This is a genomic window from Pseudoruminococcus sp., from assembly GCF_047012705.1.
Lineage (GTDB): Bacteria > Bacillota > Clostridia > Oscillospirales > Acutalibacteraceae > Pseudoruminococcus.
Genome location: NZ_JBKXNW010000006.1, coordinates 74,610 through 90,418 on the forward strand (window position 1 = coordinate 74,610; position 15,809 = coordinate 90,418).

General features: G+C 40.3%; 16 protein-coding genes. All 16 read right to left on the reverse strand.

Annotation, left to right across the window (positions count from 1 at the left end):
• Entirely contained in the window at window positions 1-423 is a 423-nt protein-coding gene (gene rplP / locus ACLU24_RS07300) for a 50S ribosomal protein L16 (protein WP_022264980.1), read from the reverse strand.
• Window positions 423-1,088 (reverse strand): 30S ribosomal protein S3, encoded by a 666-nt coding sequence (gene rpsC / locus ACLU24_RS07305; protein ID WP_022264981.1) that lies wholly within the window; start codon window positions 1,086-1,088, stop codon window positions 423-425. Before rpsC ends, rplP begins: the two co-directional genes overlap by 1 nt.
• Window positions 1,089-1,106: 18 nt before the next feature.
• The gene (gene rplV, locus ACLU24_RS07310) at window positions 1,107-1,442 is read right to left on the reverse strand and encodes a 50S ribosomal protein L22 (protein WP_022264982.1); all 336 of its coding nucleotides are present in this window, start codon (window positions 1,440-1,442) and stop codon (window positions 1,107-1,109) included.
• Window positions 1,443-1,462: 20 nt separating this feature from the next.
• Window positions 1,463-1,735: a 30S ribosomal protein S19 gene (gene rpsS / locus ACLU24_RS07315; RefSeq protein ID WP_022264983.1), complete on the reverse strand. Its 273-nt coding sequence runs from the start codon at window positions 1,733-1,735 to the stop codon at window positions 1,463-1,465.
• A gap of 25 nt (window positions 1,736-1,760) precedes the next feature.
• Entirely contained in the window at window positions 1,761-2,594 is an 834-nt protein-coding gene (gene rplB, locus ACLU24_RS07320; protein WP_022264984.1) for a 50S ribosomal protein L2, read from the reverse strand.
• Window positions 2,595-2,670: 76 nt separating this feature from the next.
• Window positions 2,671-2,961, reverse strand: coding sequence for a 50S ribosomal protein L23 (gene rplW / locus ACLU24_RS07325; RefSeq protein ID WP_022264985.1), 291 nt, complete (start codon window positions 2,959-2,961; stop codon window positions 2,671-2,673).
• Window positions 2,958-3,581, reverse strand: a complete 624-nt coding sequence (gene rplD, locus ACLU24_RS07330; protein WP_022264986.1) for a 50S ribosomal protein L4 — start codon at window positions 3,579-3,581, stop codon at window positions 2,958-2,960. The genes rplW and rplD overlap by 4 nt, the downstream gene beginning before the upstream one ends.
• A 17-nt stretch (window positions 3,582-3,598) precedes the next feature.
• Window positions 3,599-4,294 carry a 50S ribosomal protein L3 gene (gene rplC / locus ACLU24_RS07335; RefSeq protein ID WP_022264987.1) on the reverse strand — a complete coding sequence of 232 codons (696 nt, stop codon included), beginning with the start codon at window positions 4,292-4,294 and terminating at the stop codon, window positions 3,599-3,601.
• An 85-nt stretch (window positions 4,295-4,379) separates the two neighbouring features.
• Window positions 4,380-4,691, reverse strand: coding sequence for a 30S ribosomal protein S10 (rpsJ, locus tag ACLU24_RS07340; protein WP_412611468.1), 312 nt, complete (start codon window positions 4,689-4,691; stop codon window positions 4,380-4,382).
• An 883-nt stretch (window positions 4,692-5,574) separates the two neighbouring features.
• Window positions 5,575-7,014 (reverse strand): proline--tRNA ligase, encoded by a 1,440-nt coding sequence (gene proS / locus ACLU24_RS07345; RefSeq protein ID WP_412611471.1) that lies wholly within the window; start codon window positions 7,012-7,014, stop codon window positions 5,575-5,577.
• A 160-nt stretch (window positions 7,015-7,174) separates the two neighbouring features.
• Window positions 7,175-7,543: an MmcQ/YjbR family DNA-binding protein gene (locus ACLU24_RS07350; RefSeq protein ID WP_412611473.1), complete on the reverse strand. Its 369-nt coding sequence runs from the start codon at window positions 7,541-7,543 to the stop codon at window positions 7,175-7,177.
• Window positions 7,544-7,579: 36 nt separating this feature from the next.
• Window positions 7,580-8,338 (reverse strand): tRNA threonylcarbamoyladenosine dehydratase, encoded by a 759-nt coding sequence (locus ACLU24_RS07355; RefSeq protein ID WP_412611474.1) that lies wholly within the window; start codon window positions 8,336-8,338, stop codon window positions 7,580-7,582.
• A 150-nt stretch (window positions 8,339-8,488) separates the two neighbouring features.
• Window positions 8,489-12,853 carry a PolC-type DNA polymerase III gene (locus ACLU24_RS07360; RefSeq protein ID WP_412611475.1) on the reverse strand — a complete coding sequence of 1,455 codons (4,365 nt, stop codon included), beginning with the start codon at window positions 12,851-12,853 and terminating at the stop codon, window positions 8,489-8,491.
• Between the two features lie 96 nt (window positions 12,854-12,949).
• Window positions 12,950-13,249, reverse strand: coding sequence for a hypothetical protein (locus ACLU24_RS07365; RefSeq protein WP_412611476.1), 300 nt, complete (start codon window positions 13,247-13,249; stop codon window positions 12,950-12,952).
• A gap of 133 nt (window positions 13,250-13,382) precedes the next feature.
• The gene (gene ispG, locus ACLU24_RS07370; protein WP_412611633.1) at window positions 13,383-14,432 is read right to left on the reverse strand and encodes a flavodoxin-dependent (E)-4-hydroxy-3-methylbut-2-enyl-diphosphate synthase; all 1,050 of its coding nucleotides are present in this window, start codon (window positions 14,430-14,432) and stop codon (window positions 13,383-13,385) included.
• Window positions 14,429-15,787 carry a M50 family metallopeptidase gene (locus ACLU24_RS07375; protein WP_412611478.1) on the reverse strand — a complete coding sequence of 453 codons (1,359 nt, stop codon included), beginning with the start codon at window positions 15,785-15,787 and terminating at the stop codon, window positions 14,429-14,431. The genes ispG and ACLU24_RS07375 overlap by 4 nt, the downstream gene beginning before the upstream one ends.
• Window positions 15,788-15,809: the final 22 nt, after the last annotated feature.

The following is a 15,809-nucleotide window of genomic DNA, read 5'->3' on the forward strand; positions in this document are numbered from 1 at the left end:
TTACTCAACCTCCGTTTCTTCCTTAGTGACAAACTTGCACTTAACCGGCAACTTCATAGCCGCCAAACGCAAAGCCTCTCTTGCGGTCTCTTCTGGTACGCCGCCAAGCTCAAACATAACTCTGCCTGGCTTAACAACTGCTACCCAAAATTCCGGTGCACCTTTACCTTTACCCATACGAGTCTCTAAAGGTTTCTTTGTAACCGGCTTATCTGGGAAAATCTTAATCCAAACTTTACCGAATCTCTTGCAGTAACGTGTCATAGCAACACGGGCTGCTTCAATCTGGTTTGAGGTGATCCATACAGGCTCAAGTGCCTGAAGACCGTAATCACCGTAAACAACCTTGTTACCGCGTGTAGCCTTACCGGTCATACGACCTCTGTGAACTCTGCGGTACTTTACGCGCTTTGGTAACAGCATTATTTACTGCCTCCTTCCTTGCGGGGCCTGCGTGTCTCGTTGAGAACCTCGCCCTTATAAAGCCAAACCTTAACACCTACGATACCGTATGTTGTGTTTGCCTCAGCAAAGCCATAGTCGATATCTGCTCTAAGTGTCTGAAGGGGAATTGTTCCCTCGTGATACTGTTCTGATCTTGCGATTTCAGCACCGCCAAGACGGCCTGAGCACTGAATCTTTATACCCTTAGCACCGAATCTCATAGCGTGTCCGATAGACTGCTTCATAGCACGGCGGAAAGAAATTCTCTTCTCGAGCTGTTGTGCAATGTTCTCTGCTACGAGCTGTGCGTTCAAATCAGGGTTCTTAACCTCTACGATATTGATTGCAACCGGCTTGCCGAGGAATTTCTCGCACTGAATGCGAAGCTTCTCAATCTCACTGCCGCCCTTACCGATAACCATACCCGGCTTAGCACAGTGAATGTGAATTCTTACCTTGGAAGCGTCACGCTCAATCTCAATCTTTGGGACGCCTGCCGCATAAAGCTGCTTCTTGAGAAGCTTGCGGAGGTTATAGTCCTCAACGAGTGTATCACCGAAATCCTTATCGTTGACATACCAGCGAGAGTCCCAATTTTTAATTACGCCCACACGAAGACCGTGTGGATTAACTTTCTGGCCCATAATTTACCTCCTCATCACTTATTCTTTCTCTTTGAGTACGAGTGTTACGTGCGATGTCTTCTTATCAATTCTGTACGCACGACCCTGTGCTCTCGGACGAATACGCTTGAGAATCGGACCTTGAGATACGAAACACTCAGCTACATATAATTTAGAAACATCCATATTGTGGTTGTTCTCGGCATTTGCCATTGCTGATTTTAGAAGCTTTTCTAAGTCTTCACAAGCAGCCTTGGGGGTATGCTTGAGGACAGCCATCGCATATTCGCAAGGCTTATTACGGATTAAATCCAAAACAATCTTAACCTTGCGTGGTGAAATACGGGCGTATTTAAGCTCTGCCCTTGCTTCCATTTTCATACACTCCTTTCGGCTTATTTCGTTGTCTTAGAACCGGCATGACCCTTGAAGGTTCTTGTCGGAGCAAACTCACCGAGCTTGTGGCCGACCATGTCTTCTGTTACATAAACCGGAACGTGCTTGCGGCCATCGTGAACCGCAAATGTGTGTCCTACGAAGTCAGGGAAAATTGTAGAAGATCTGCTCCAGGTTTTGAGAATCTTCTTCTCGCCTGCTTCGTTCATCTGCTGAATCCTTTTAAGCAGCACAGGCTGTACATAAGGACCCTTTTTAATGCTTCTTCCCATAGTTCAAAGCTCCTTTCTGTATGCCTTACTTACCGTTTCTGCGTCTGACAATCATCTTGTCAGAGTTCTTATGCTTAGATCTTGTCTTATAACCGGCTGTTGGCTTACCCCAAGGTGTTACAGGACTTGGACGACCTACAGGGCTCTTACCTTCACCACCACCGTGTGGGTGATCGTTAGGGTTCATAACAGAACCTCTGACCTTTGGTCTCCAACCCATGTTACGCTTACGACCAGCCTTACCGATTTTAACATTCTCGTGGTCGATATTGCCGACCTGACCGATAGTAGCCATACAGGTGTTAGGAACATTTCTAAGCTCGCCTGACGGAAGTCTTAAAAGTGCGAGGTTACCTTCCTTAGCCATGAGCTGAGCCATGTTACCAGCACTTCTTGCGAGCTGAGCACCCTTACCAGGATAAAGCTCAACATTATGAATGAAAGTACCTGTTGGGATATTAATAAGTGGAAGTGCATTACCAGGCTTAATATCCGCACTAGGACCTGCTGTAATCTTGTCGCCAACCTTAAGTCCGTTAGGAGCGATGATGTAGCTCTTCTCGCCGTCAGCATACTGAACAAGAGCGATGTGAGCAGAGCGGTTTGGGTCATACTCAAGAGTAAGAACTGTACCCTCTACATCAAACTTCTGACGCTTAAAGTCGATGATACGATATTTTTGACGGTTACCGCCGCCTCTGTGGCGAACCGTAATTCTTCCGTAGCTGTTTCTACCTGAAGTCTTCTGCTTTGGTGCGAGAAGGCTCTTTTCAGGAGCAACCTTTGAAAGACCTGAATAATCAGTGACCGACATATTTCTTCTGGAAGGTGTAGTCGGCTTATAATTCTTTATTGCCATTCGTATTCACACTCCTCATGATGGCTTTGCGGAGAAATGGCGTTCTCCATTCATTCTGCCTGTGTTAATTTCAGGCTTACATCATGCCTTCAAAAAACTCGATTGTCTTGCTATCTTCTGTAAGAGTAACGATAGCCTTTTTCCAAGACGGTGTATATCCGCCTGTTCTGCCCTGACGGCGATACTGGCCTCTTACATTGATTGTGTTAACCTTCTTAACACTTACGCCGAAGATTTCCTCGACAGCCTTAGCTATCTCAATCTTACCAGCTGTTTTAGCAACCTTAAAGGTGTACTTCTTATCAACTGCACCTGCCATGCTCTTTTCTGTAATAACAGGCTTTATAATGATGTCACGAGCAATCATGCGTACACCTCCTCAATCTTTGTTAATGCATCCTTGGCAATGATGAGCTTATCAGCATTGAGAATATCATAAACATTGATTGTGTTAACCTGAGCTGTCTTAACGCCAGGAATATTTCTCGCAGACTTGATAACCTTGTCGTTTACTTCGGGGATGACTATGAGTGCTTTCTTATCTGCACCAACTGCTGAGAGGAAAGAAACGATTGTCTTTGTCTTGTACTCATCTGCATTGATGCTGTCTACTACGATAAGCTCCTTATCGAGTACCTTAGATGAGAGAGCAGACTTAAGAGCAAGTCTTCTTACCTTCTTATTAACCGAGAATCTGTAGCTTCTTGGCTTTGGTGCGAAAACAATACCTCCGTGTGTCCACTGTGGAGCACGAGTCGAACCCTGTCTTGCGTGGCCTGTACCCTTTTGCTTCCAAGGCTTTCTGCCGCCGCCGGAAACCTCTGAACGAGTTAGAGCGGACTGTGTGCCCTGACGGTTATTTGCAAGGTAGTTAACTACCATTCTGTGCATTGCCGGCTCATTAGGCTCGATACCGAAGATTGCTTCTGAAAGCTCAACTGTACCTACCTCTTTGCCGGTCATATCTACAACTGCTAAATTAGGCACTATAATTCCTCCTTCCCTTACGCCTTAACACTGTCACGAATTGTAACGGTACCACCGTTAGGACCCGGAACAGCGCCCTTGATGGCGATAAGGTTGTTTTCAGCGTCTATCTTAACAACCTGTAGGTTTTGAACGGTGACTCTTTCAGCACCGAGATGACCTGCCATCTTCTTGCCCTTCCAAACTCTTGAAGGAGTTGAGCAAGCACCCATTGAACCACCGTGACGAGCAACTGGACCCGAACCGTGTGTTTCCTTCAATCTCTGGAAGTTCCAACGCTTGATAACGCCTGCGTAACCCTTACCTTTGCTCTTACCGGTAACATCAATCTTGTCACCCTCAGCAAAAGCGTCTGCCTTGACAATGTCGCCTACGCTGTAAGCGGAAATGTCAGCAACTCTGAACTCACGAAGAGTTCTCTTAGGAGCTACATCTGCCTTCTTGAAGTGACCAAGAAGTGGCATTGTGATGTTTACAGGCTGATCCTTGAACTTATCACTGCGGACTCTCTTGCCCTTGCCGGTGCCGTTCTGAATCTTGAGCTTAACATCGCCGAAACCAAGCTGAATAGCTTCATATCCGTCATTTTCAACTGTCTTAATTTGAGCAACAACACAAGGTCCTGCTTCAACAACAGTTACAGGGATGACATTACCCTTCTCATCGAAAATCTGTGTCATACCGATTTTCTTACCGATGATTGCCTTTTGCATTTTGTTTCCTCCTTGATAGGTTATTGGTTGGATTCGGAATACCTTACCAACTTGACCTCAACCTGCCTGTTGGTCTAAATCAAAATTAAAGCTTAATTTCGATTTCTACACCGGCGGGGAGCTCTAATCCCATTAACGCTTCAACAGTCTTGTTTGAAGGTCTGAGAATATCGATAAGTCTCTTATGAGTTCTCATCTCGAACTGCTCACGGCTGTACTTGTACTTATGAACAGCACGGAGAATTGTGATGATCTGACGCTCTGTCGGAAGTGGTACAGGACCTGATACTCTCGCACCTGTACGCTTTGCTGTTGCAACAATCTTCTCAGCAGACTGGTCAACCAACTGGTGGTCATAACCCTTGATTCTTATCCTGATTTTTTCCTTGACTGCCACTGTAATCGCCTCCTTATTGTAGTTGGCGGGCGTTCTCTTTCTGACTTAACACCCTGCCGGGTGTTTCGTGAACTACCTTTAAAAAACCGGATTCGGCAATCCGAAATCCGGGTAAATAGTCAGAAAAAGGTCGTAGTAGTTCTGAGACACAGCAACCCTCAGTATCTCTTAACTTCCTTCTTTATTCTTTCGCCCGGTTTAAAAATCGGACATACTCCACGGAAAAACCGACTCTATGGTCGCAACCTCCCGCTTCATCGCATATCTGTCGCAGTCACGCTCAATTATAATACCATACCGACCTACATTTTGCAAGCTTTTTTCTTGTAATTTTCGTAAAATTTTGCATATATTTTTTATGCAACTTTACTAATGGTATTTGAACCGCTCTGCATTTCTATAAGGGTTCAACGCCCTCACAACATATTTATTATATCACAAACTCTGCAATTTGTCAATTATTTTTATAAATATTTTTAATTATTTTATATTTATTTAAAAGAAATAGTAACGAATTAGTGAATATAGTTTCTATATAACTAGTTAATAACAAAAGCATTAATAGGCGGATAAAATCCGCCTATTAGAAAAAACAAGTGTTGGGCTTCGCCAAAAGGTATTTCGCTCTCTGCGGAGAGCGACCAAAGGCTCTGCCTTTGGAAACTGCAAGCTTTTGAAAAAGCTTGAGCAAAACTTTTGCGGTGAGTCACCGCTCCCAAGTTTCATAATCGGTTTTGCGTTGCAAAACATCGACATTCATAAAAGAAATTTATCTACACATAGGAAATAGTTCCCGCTCTTCTAAATACATTTCATTAGCTTTTATTTTATATAAAAAGACACCGCTCAGAAATCATTTCTGAACAGTGTCTTATATCATTTATTAGTATTGTTTACCCCAATATACCATATGCTTTGCCGGTTTACCACAGCATACGCAGGTATCAGCCAAATGTTCCTCAACAAAAGGAATACATCTTGACTTTACGCCGCCTGTTTCTTCCTTGAGCTTTTCTTCACAAGCTGTTTCGCCACACCACATAGCTTTGATAAATCCAGGCTTATTCTTTGCAATATCAAGAAATTCCTCGTGTGTTGTTGCAACAAAGGTCTTTTCCTTGAGATTCTGCAAAGCTCTGTCATACATTGCATCGTGAATATCTTGCAATGTCTTTGCTATTGTTTCTTCAAGATTTTCAAGAGCAACAACAATCTTTTCTCTGTTATCACGCCTTACAATAACGCATTGTCCCTTTTCAATATCCTTAGGACCAAGCTCTACACGAACAGGCACACCCTTCATTTCATACTGTGAGAACTTCCAACCTGGTGAGTTATCGCTGTCATCAAGCTTTGTTCTGTAAGTATCAGAGATTCTGTTATAAAGCTCACGAGCCTTATCAAGAACACCTTCCTTATGCTGTGCAATAGGAACGATAACAACCTGAATCGGAGAAATCTTTGGTGGAAGTACAAGTCCGTCATCGTCACCATGAACCATAATGATTGCACCAATCATTCTTGTTGATGAACCCCATGAAGTCTGGTGCGGATACTGTAATGTATTATCTCTGCCTGTGAACTTAATATCAAAACTCTTAGCAAAACCATCACCGAAATAGTGTGATGTACCACCCTGCAATGCAACACCATTGTGCATCATAGGCTCGATTGTATATGTTTCCTCTGCACCTGCAAATTTTTCTTTTTCAGTCTTTCTACCGACAACAGCAGGAATAGCAAGAGTTTCTTTATAGAAATCCTCATAAACCTTGAGCATACGGAGAGTTTCTTCACGAGCCTCTTTTTCAGTTTCGTGCATTGTGTGACCTTCCTGCCAAAGGAACTCTGATGTTCTGAGGAAAGGTCTTGTTGTCTTTTCCCAACGAACAACTGAACACCACTGATTATAAAGCTTTGGCAAGTCACGATATGAATTGATAATCTTTGAGTAATGTTCGCAGAAAAGAGTTTCTGATGTAGGACGAACACAAAGACGCTCTGTAAGCTTTTCATTTCCGCCATGAGTTACCCATGCAACCTCAGGAGCAAAGCCCTCGACATGGTCTTTTTCCTTTTGTAGAAGGCTCTCCGGAATGAACATAGGCATATATACATTTTCGTGGCCCGTTTTCTTAAAGCGTTCGTCCATATCCTTCTGCATATTTTCCCAAATAGCATAGCCGTAAGGTCTGATAACCATACAACCTTTAACACCTGAATAGTCAACAAGTTCAGCTTTTTTGACTATATCAGTATACCATTTTGCAAAATCTTCATCTCTTGAGGTTATTGCCTCAACCATTTTCTTTTGATTAGCCATTATTAAAAATCCCCTCGGTAATTTATTTTTTAAAAGAAAATCACAATGCCATACCTTATCATTATATAATCAATTTACAAAATTTTCAACTATTTATTGAGCAAAACTAAATTTTGTCAACCAGTATTTCTTCATTCAATCTGATTATATTTTTCATAGCTTATGTATCTCCTATAATTTTTCTCTTAATCTTCTTGCTGAAACTATTTAAAACCGTATCATATGCAAGGTCAATCATATTAAACAATTCATCATCAGGAAAATCATTCAAATAAATTGTATTCCAATACGGCTGTTGTATAGGCGGACAATGATACCCTCTTACCACCTTATCAGGGTATAACGACCGAAAAAAATTTCCTGCATCGGCAGTACACTTCAGTGTGATTTTATAATCTGTTTCATTCGGATAAAGCTGGGCAAAAATTTTTCCATTTAATCTATAACATATCGGAATATCTCCGAATGGATAATCCTCATAGGCTTTGTGCTTACTCAAGCAATATTTTATAATATCTTCTACTGGCATAATACCCTCATCCCAATTTTTTGTTTAGTCTTAAATTCAATTTTTTAGACTTAAATCCTTAATAACCTCTCCTGCAATAATCAAGCCAACAACTGACGGAACAAAGGCTGTACTTCCTGGAATCTGTCTTCTTTCAGTACATTTTCTTGCCGCTCCCGGAGGGCATACACAATGAGCGCGACAACTAATAGACATATCCTCTATTGGTGTTATTGGTTTTTCCTTTGAATAGACAACCTTTAGCTTTTTAACTCCTCTTTTACGAAGTTCGGTTCTCATAACTCTTGCAAGCGGACAAACAGAAGTCTTATAAATATCCGCAACCTCAAAGGCTGTCGGGTCTAATTTATTTCCCGCACCCATAGAACAGATTATAGGTGTTTTTGTTTCATTAGCTTTCATAACAAGCTCTATCTTTCCTGTAACGGTATCAATCGCATCTACAACATAATCATACTGTGAAAAATCGAACTCTCCGCTTGTTTCAGGCGTAAAAAACATTTTATGTTTATTTACAACAATTTTAGGGTTTATATCTTTAATGCGTTCTTCGGCAACATCAACCTTATATTTGCCTATTGTACTTGTTAAGGCAATAATCTGTCTATTTATATTAGTAAGACAAACCTTATCATCATCAATAATATCAATAGTTCCGACGCCACTTCTTGCGAGAGCTTCTACGGTATATCCGCCGACGCCTCCAACGCCGAAAACTGCAACCCGAGAATTTTCGAGTTTCTTCATAGCCTCATTACCAAAAAGTAATTCAGTTCTTGAAAATCTACCAAGCATATTATCATTCCCTTTTCATAATTAGTATCAATCAAAAAGTGCGAACTTCGTTCGCACTTAGAATGCAAGAGATGTTAAGGGCTTTGCCCTTAAAACCCACCAAAGGCTCGAGCGGAAACTTTTATCTGTCTTTGGGAAGTTTTGTTGAGCCTAAAACAATGTCATCTGACTACTTTCCGGTAAATCTCCGAAAGCTCCTGTTGACTGTAAAAGTTCTATGGCGGTCTTAGATGCTTTTGAGCGGTCACGGAAATCCTCTATCGACATAAATTCTCCGTCTGCTCTTGCATCCATAAGTCCCTGTGCGGCGGAATCTCCGACGCCTGGTAAAGACGAGAACGGCAAACGAATATCTTCTCCCTCAACAAGAAATTTTCTTGCATCAGACTTATATATATCAACAGGCAATGCTTTTATACCTCTTGCCTGCATTTCATTGACAATCTGAAGCGTTGCAAATTCTGAATTTTCCTTTGCAGAAGCTTCCTTACCTTTCATCTTAATATCCTGCATTCTTTTTCTTACGGCATCTCTGCCCTTTGCAACGAGCAGTCCGTCAAGGTCTTCACTTCGTACCGTAAAATATGCGGCATAATATTCCTTTGGTCTGTGGACCTTGTACCAACCAAGTCTTAGCGTTGCAATCATATATGCGGCAGCGTGAGCCTTCGGGAACATATACTTAATCTTCATACAAGAATCAATATACCACTGTGGAACATTATGTTCTTTCATAGCGTTAATATGCTCTTGAGTAAGAAGCTTTGTACTTTTACCCTTACGGACAATTTCCATAATCTTAAATGCCATATCAGGCTCAAGACCCTTGTGCATAAGGTAAACCATAATATTATCACGAGTACCGATAACCTGTGAAATGTCGCAAACACCTTGTTTAATAAGTTCTGCGGCGTTTCCTATCCAAACATCTGTACCGTGTGAAAGTCCCGAAACCTGCAAAAGGTCAGAAAATGTTTTTGGCTGAGTTTCTATAAGCATTTGGCGAACAAAGTTTGTACCAACTTCCGGCAGAGAAAATGTTCCTGTAAGCGAATCTATATCCTCAGGTTCAAGACCAAGAGCCTTTGGAGATGTAAAGAGCGACATAACATCAGGGTCACTCATAGAAATATCCATAACGCTTATTCCCGTATAGTCTTCAAGATAACGATAAATCGTTGGAACATCGTGTCCAAGCTCATCAAGCTTACAAATAGTATCGTGAATAGAATGGAAGTCGAAGTGCGTTGTAATACTATCGGAATTCTGGTCATTAGCAGGGTGCTGAATCGGACAGAACTGGTATACATCATTCCTTCTCGGAACAACAACCATACCTCCCGGGTGCTGACCGGTAGTCCGTCTTACACCTGTACAACCAATTGCAAGACGCATTTCCTCTGCTCTGTGCATAATAACGCCGTTTTCCTCTGCATATTTCTTAACAAAACCGAGAGCGGTTTTTTCCGCAACAGTTGCAATAGTACCCGCTTTAAAGACATTCTCCTTGCCGAAAAGTTCTTCTGTATATCTGTGCGATTTATTCTGATATTCACCGGAGAAATTAAGGTCTATATCAGGTGTTTTATCTCCTTTAAAGCCAAGGAAGGTTTCAAACGGAATATCATGTCCGTCCTGTTTATAAAGTGTACCGCACTTAGGACAGTTTTTAGGTGGCAGGTCAAAGCCAGAACCAACCTCTCCATGTTCAAAGAACTCACTATTTTTACACTTAGGGCAAACATAGTGTGGTGCAAGCGGGTTAACTTCTGAAATACCAGACATAGTCGCAACAAATGAAGACCCAACAGAACCACGAGAACCAACCAAATATCCATGTTCCTCTGAATTTGCAACCAGCTTTTGAGCAGTCATATACAAAACAGAGAATCCATTCTTTATTATGGAGTTAAGTTCTTTTTCTATACGCTTTTCAACAATTTCAGGAAGTGGGTCGCCATATGTATTTCTTGCCCGTTCCCAAGTAATTCTTGTCAAGTCTTCCTCTGCACCCGGAATAAACGGCGGAAAGTTTCCTTTCGGAACAGCACGAATCTCGTCACACATATCAGCAATAAGATTTGTATTTTCTACAACGATTTCATATGCTTTTTCTTTGCCGAGATACTCAAATTCCTTGAGCATTTCAGCGGTAGTTCTGAGATAGAGTGGTGCCTGATTACCAGCGTCTTTAAAACCTTGACCAGCCATAAGAATTTTTCTGTATTCGCTGTGATGTGGTTCAAGGAAATGTACATCACAGGTAGCAACAACAGGGATAGACAATTCCTCGCCGAGTTTTACAACCGTTCTATTCAAATCCTGTAATTCTTCAATACTGCTTACCGTACCGTTATTCAGCATAAACATATTGTTTCCAAGTGGTTGAATCTCAAGATAATCATAGAATGAGGCTATCTTTTTCAAATCCTCCCAAGGTCGCTTTTCAACTATTGCTCTGAAAAGTTCTCCGGCCTCGCAAGCACTTCCGACAATCAAGCCCTCACGATATTTTATAAGTTCAGACTTAGGCAAAAGCGGTTTCTTATAGAAATAATTAAGATGTCCCTTTGAAATAAGTCTATAAAGATTTTTAAGTCCTGCGGTATTTTTCGCAAGAACGATTTGATGGAAATATTTTAAACTCTTATAGTCGCTATTAGAAAGCAAGCTGTTAAGCTGCGAAATATTCTTTGCACCGTAATCCTCAGAAAGCTTAGTAAGCATAACTTGAAATATCTTTGCAAGCATAAAGGCATCATCGCAAGCTCTATGATGATTAAAATCTCCGAGTTTCAGATATTCGGCAATGAAATTCAACTTATGCTTTTTAATCTGTGGAAACATTGAGCGTGACATCATAAGCGTATCTATACTTGTAAAATTCCACTCTATATGATGACGGTTCATAACCGCTCTCACGAATGATGTATCGAACGGTGCGTTATGCGCAACAAGAACACAGTTATCTCCACAAAATTCCATAAATTTACGAAGAGCCTCGTCCTCAAGCGGAGCATCCGAAACCATAGAATCGTCAATTCCTGTCAGCTCTGTAATCTTAGGCGGAATAGGTTTTTCAGGATTTACAAACATAGAAAATTGATCTTTAATTTCACCGTCAACTATTCTAACCGCACCAATTTCTGTTATCTTTTCCTTTGCCGCTCCCAATCCTGTTGTTTCGAGGTCAAATACTATAAATTCTCCTGAAAGCAATTCCTGACTTTCACCATTTACAACTCGGCTCGAAACATCATCTATAAAGTACGCCTCAACGCCATAAAGAATTTTAATATGACCGCCCTTTTTCTTTACATCATCGGCGGCATTCATAGCACCAGGGAAAGCCTGTACAACTCCGTGGTCCGTAATCGCAACCGCAGGCATACCAAAGCTATACGCTTTCTGAACAATATCTCCAACATCTGAAACACCGTCCATAGCGGACATATTTGTATGCAAATGAAGTTCAACACGCTTTTTCTCTGCTTTATCTACAACCTTAGCCTTGCTTATCCCAGAAATATTTGTTGCCATAACAACAAGCTCTCTGTCATATTTATCGTACTGTGCGTCACCCTTAACAAGTATAGAGCTTCCCTTTTTTAACTCTAAAATAGGGGCACACTTTGCGTTTAGGTCAATAACCTTAATTGTCGTAGAGCCTGTATAATCAGTAATATTTATAGAAATAATTTTCTTTTTTTTATCTCTTGTATCTCTTTCATCTATTGAGAAAATATCGCCTTTTATAATAACCTTACCCGAATCAGGAGCAAGTTCAGCAATCTTAATTGGATTTCCTTTCACATTCGTACCATATATAGGCTTAGGGTTATCCAAAATAAACAATGGATATAAAGATTCTCCCTCACGAATTTCAATTTCTGTGTTCACAGCTGGCTTATGCTCAGAACGCTTTTTAGCCTCGTGCATAACTCCCTCATAGATTTCCATTTCGTTGATTACAGCTTCACGCTTAGCAGTTTCCTCTGCAATCTTTTGATGTTCAATATAAATCTCACTGTCTGCGTCTATATGCGTTATACCATCGAATTCAACCTTTACATTAACGCCAAATTCCTCGTTAATAAGTTTTTGAAATTCCTTGTCAACCTTCTTTTCAAGAAGAATATCAGCACCACCATGTGTAAGATTTATTGTCATTTTACCATCAGCAATTTTAACAGTAGAACCATTCAACGTACCGTTTATGCTTGCAAGTCTACGGCGAATTTCCTCCACAAGGTCAAAATAGCAAGCCTCACCGAAAAGCGATGAATCAAAATGCGGGTGAATAATACACTTAGCTAAAGCAAGAGCCGATTGCTCTATTTGTTTTTCAGTTGAAAAAATCTCATTTCTTTTCACAAGTTGTGAAAGAAAGAGATTCATATCCATTGTTCTTTTTTTAGTGTCGATTTTTATACCGTCTACCTCAGCGTCAAGCAAGGTTTTAGACAGCTTTAAATCTCCTATGTACTGTGAAAATACATCTATAAATTTACTCAAAACTATTTTCCTCCAAACGGAAAGGTCAAAGTTCTATTTCTACTATCTTAAAATATAACATTATTCATAAATAGGCTGAAATTTTCTTGATAAAACTTATAAATCCTTCCAGCCACATAGATAACTATGCTCATAGACAAAACCTAAAACTTGAGCTTGAATCGCATTTTTATCTTCTTTCTTGCTAAAAAGCCAACCAAAAGTCCCATTTGGCTTCTTTTCTGACTGAACATATTCATAGCCCCAATATTCACAATCTTCAATAAAATCACACATCGTCATTCCTCTATGAATGTTATGGTGATTATACTCTGCATAGACAAAATATTGAGTATCAGACCAATCTTCTATAAATATTTCTACTTTTTCTTTCTTGAATATAAAAGTTTGATTCATAACTTTATCACCTATAAAAAGCTATTTCTAATTAGGTTAATATATTTTTGCTTTTTAAATTTTAACTTTTATAATGTCTATATTTTTATCTCAATAATAAGCTTTATCATATCTATCTTCATAATATATAATGTTACATCTTTTCTATCTCTGCCATAAGTTCGTCTAAGAGCTTATCTTCTTTAACTTTCTTAACTATTTGACCTTTTTTGAAAATAAGTCCGTCACCATTTCCGCCTGCAATTCCAATATCGGCCTCTTTTGCTTCGCCCGGCCCATTGACAGCACAACCCATAACTGCAACAGTAATATTCTTATCGCAGTTTTCAAGCCTTCTTTCGGCTTCCTGTGCAATGCTTATTAAGTCTATACTTGTTCTTCCACAAGTAGGGCAAGAAATAAACTGAACTCCTCTCTTGCGAATCTCAAGAGCCTTTAGAATATCCTTAGCGGCTTTAACCTCATTGACAGGATTATCAGTAAGCGAAACACGAATAGTGTCGCCAATACCTCTTAAAAGCAAAGCACCAAGACCGGCGGCGGATTTTATAATTCCCATACGCTGAGTACCTGCTTCGGTTACTCCAAGATGAAGCGGATAGTCGCACTTTTCTGCGGCAATCTCATATGCCTCAACCATAAAAGGCACAGATGAACTTTTCATCGAAAGAACTATATCATAAAAATCGAATTTTTCAAGCAATGATGCGTGGTATAATGCACTTTCACACAATGCTTGCGGTGTAGGGTGTCCATACTTTGCAAGGATTTCTTTCTCAAGAGAACCTGAATTTACTCCTATTCTTATAGGAATATTTCTTTCTCGGCAAGCCTTGACGACAGCCTTAACTCTGTCGTCACTGCCGATATTACCTGGATTTATTCTGATTTTGTCAACGCCTGCTGCGGCGGATTCTATTGCAAGACGATAGTCGAAGTGTATATCTGCAACAATTGGCACACTGACAGCCTCTTTAAGAGCGGGAATCAACTTAACTGCATTCATATTAGGAATAGCGGCTCTTATAATTTCACAGCCTGCTTTTTCAAGTTCAATAGCCTGTTTAACGCTTCCCTCAATATTACTTGCCGGAACGTTCAGCATAGATTGTACGGTAATCTCTGAATCTCCGCCTATATAAATATTTCCAAGTTTAATTTTTCTACTTTGTCTTTTCACTATCCACCAAGCCCCGTTCCTGTAAATAGTCTTAATATATCACTAAACGAAATTAAAGCCATAAATGCCAAAAGAACAATCATACCTATTGCGTGAACCAAACCCTCATACTTTGCCGGTACAGGCTTTCTTCTTATAAGTTCAACAACCAAGAATACAAGTCTACCACCGTCAAGAGCCGGTAAAGGCAACAAGTTGACAACACCAAGGTTTACAGTAATCATCATCATAATGCTTACAATATTCATAACAGCATCGCCGAAACTACTTTGAAGTCCTGCACTCGCAACCTGTGAAATCGCAGAAGTCATTCCGATAGGACCGGCAAGCTCATTAAATCCAAATCTTCCTGTAATCAATCCGAAAAGGCTTGCCCAGACAAGTCTTACAGTCGAAACAACGCCCTTGCCTGTTTCAGCAATAAGATTCCAGAAATTATTTTGTATCGGTGCAACATAGAAATCAAGCACTATTGCTTTTTTATCGTTGACCTCTCTCGAGCCGAATTTTACATTTCCGAGATTTACGGTTTCACCATTTCTTCTTACAACAATTTCAGGTGTAAATTCACCATCGCTATTTTGATTAGCTGTTACAAGAGAGAAAGATAAATCCTGAGAAGTATAAACACGATAACCGTTTATAGAAACAATCTCATCACCAACCTTTAATGCAGCTGATGTTGTAGCATTCTCGTGGAATTTTGAAATCGTAGTCGAGGCAAACTGAGAATTTGGCATAAGTGTTATCATCATAAGGATAAAGCCAAGTACGATATTCATTACCGCACCTGCAACTACTATTATAATTCGTTTCCAACAAGCAGCTTTGCCAAAGGCTCTCGGATTATCGCTGTCCTCATCCTCGCCTTCCATAGCACAAAAGCCGCCAATAGGCAAAAGTCTTAATGAATATATGGTTTCGCCCTTTTTGAATCTAAGAATTCTCGGTCCCATACCAAGAGCAAATTCGTTGACCTTAACACCCGATGCCTTTGCAGTCATAAAGTGTCCAAGTTCGTGTATGAAAATAATCAATTCAAAGAGTAAAACGCCGATTATTATAAGAAGTGCGGATTCTACAAAAGAAAATACACAAACAAGAGTAATAATTACAGCAAGAGCGGCTAAAACACCGACATAAATAAAGTTATTCTCACGAATATGTCCGATTTCTTCACCGTTGTCATCAACAAGTTTATTTCTTGCCGACATTTTATACATAATCTTTCCGTCATTATCAACTATCTTGTCTCCATCAATTTTTCCGACAGCCTTTTTGTTGCGTTTATCTGCAACTGTTCCATCCTTGCGAACTGAAAACAGCTTTTCACCGTCATTATCATAAATATGCTTCATTAAATCCCCTCTCCCTTAGTTA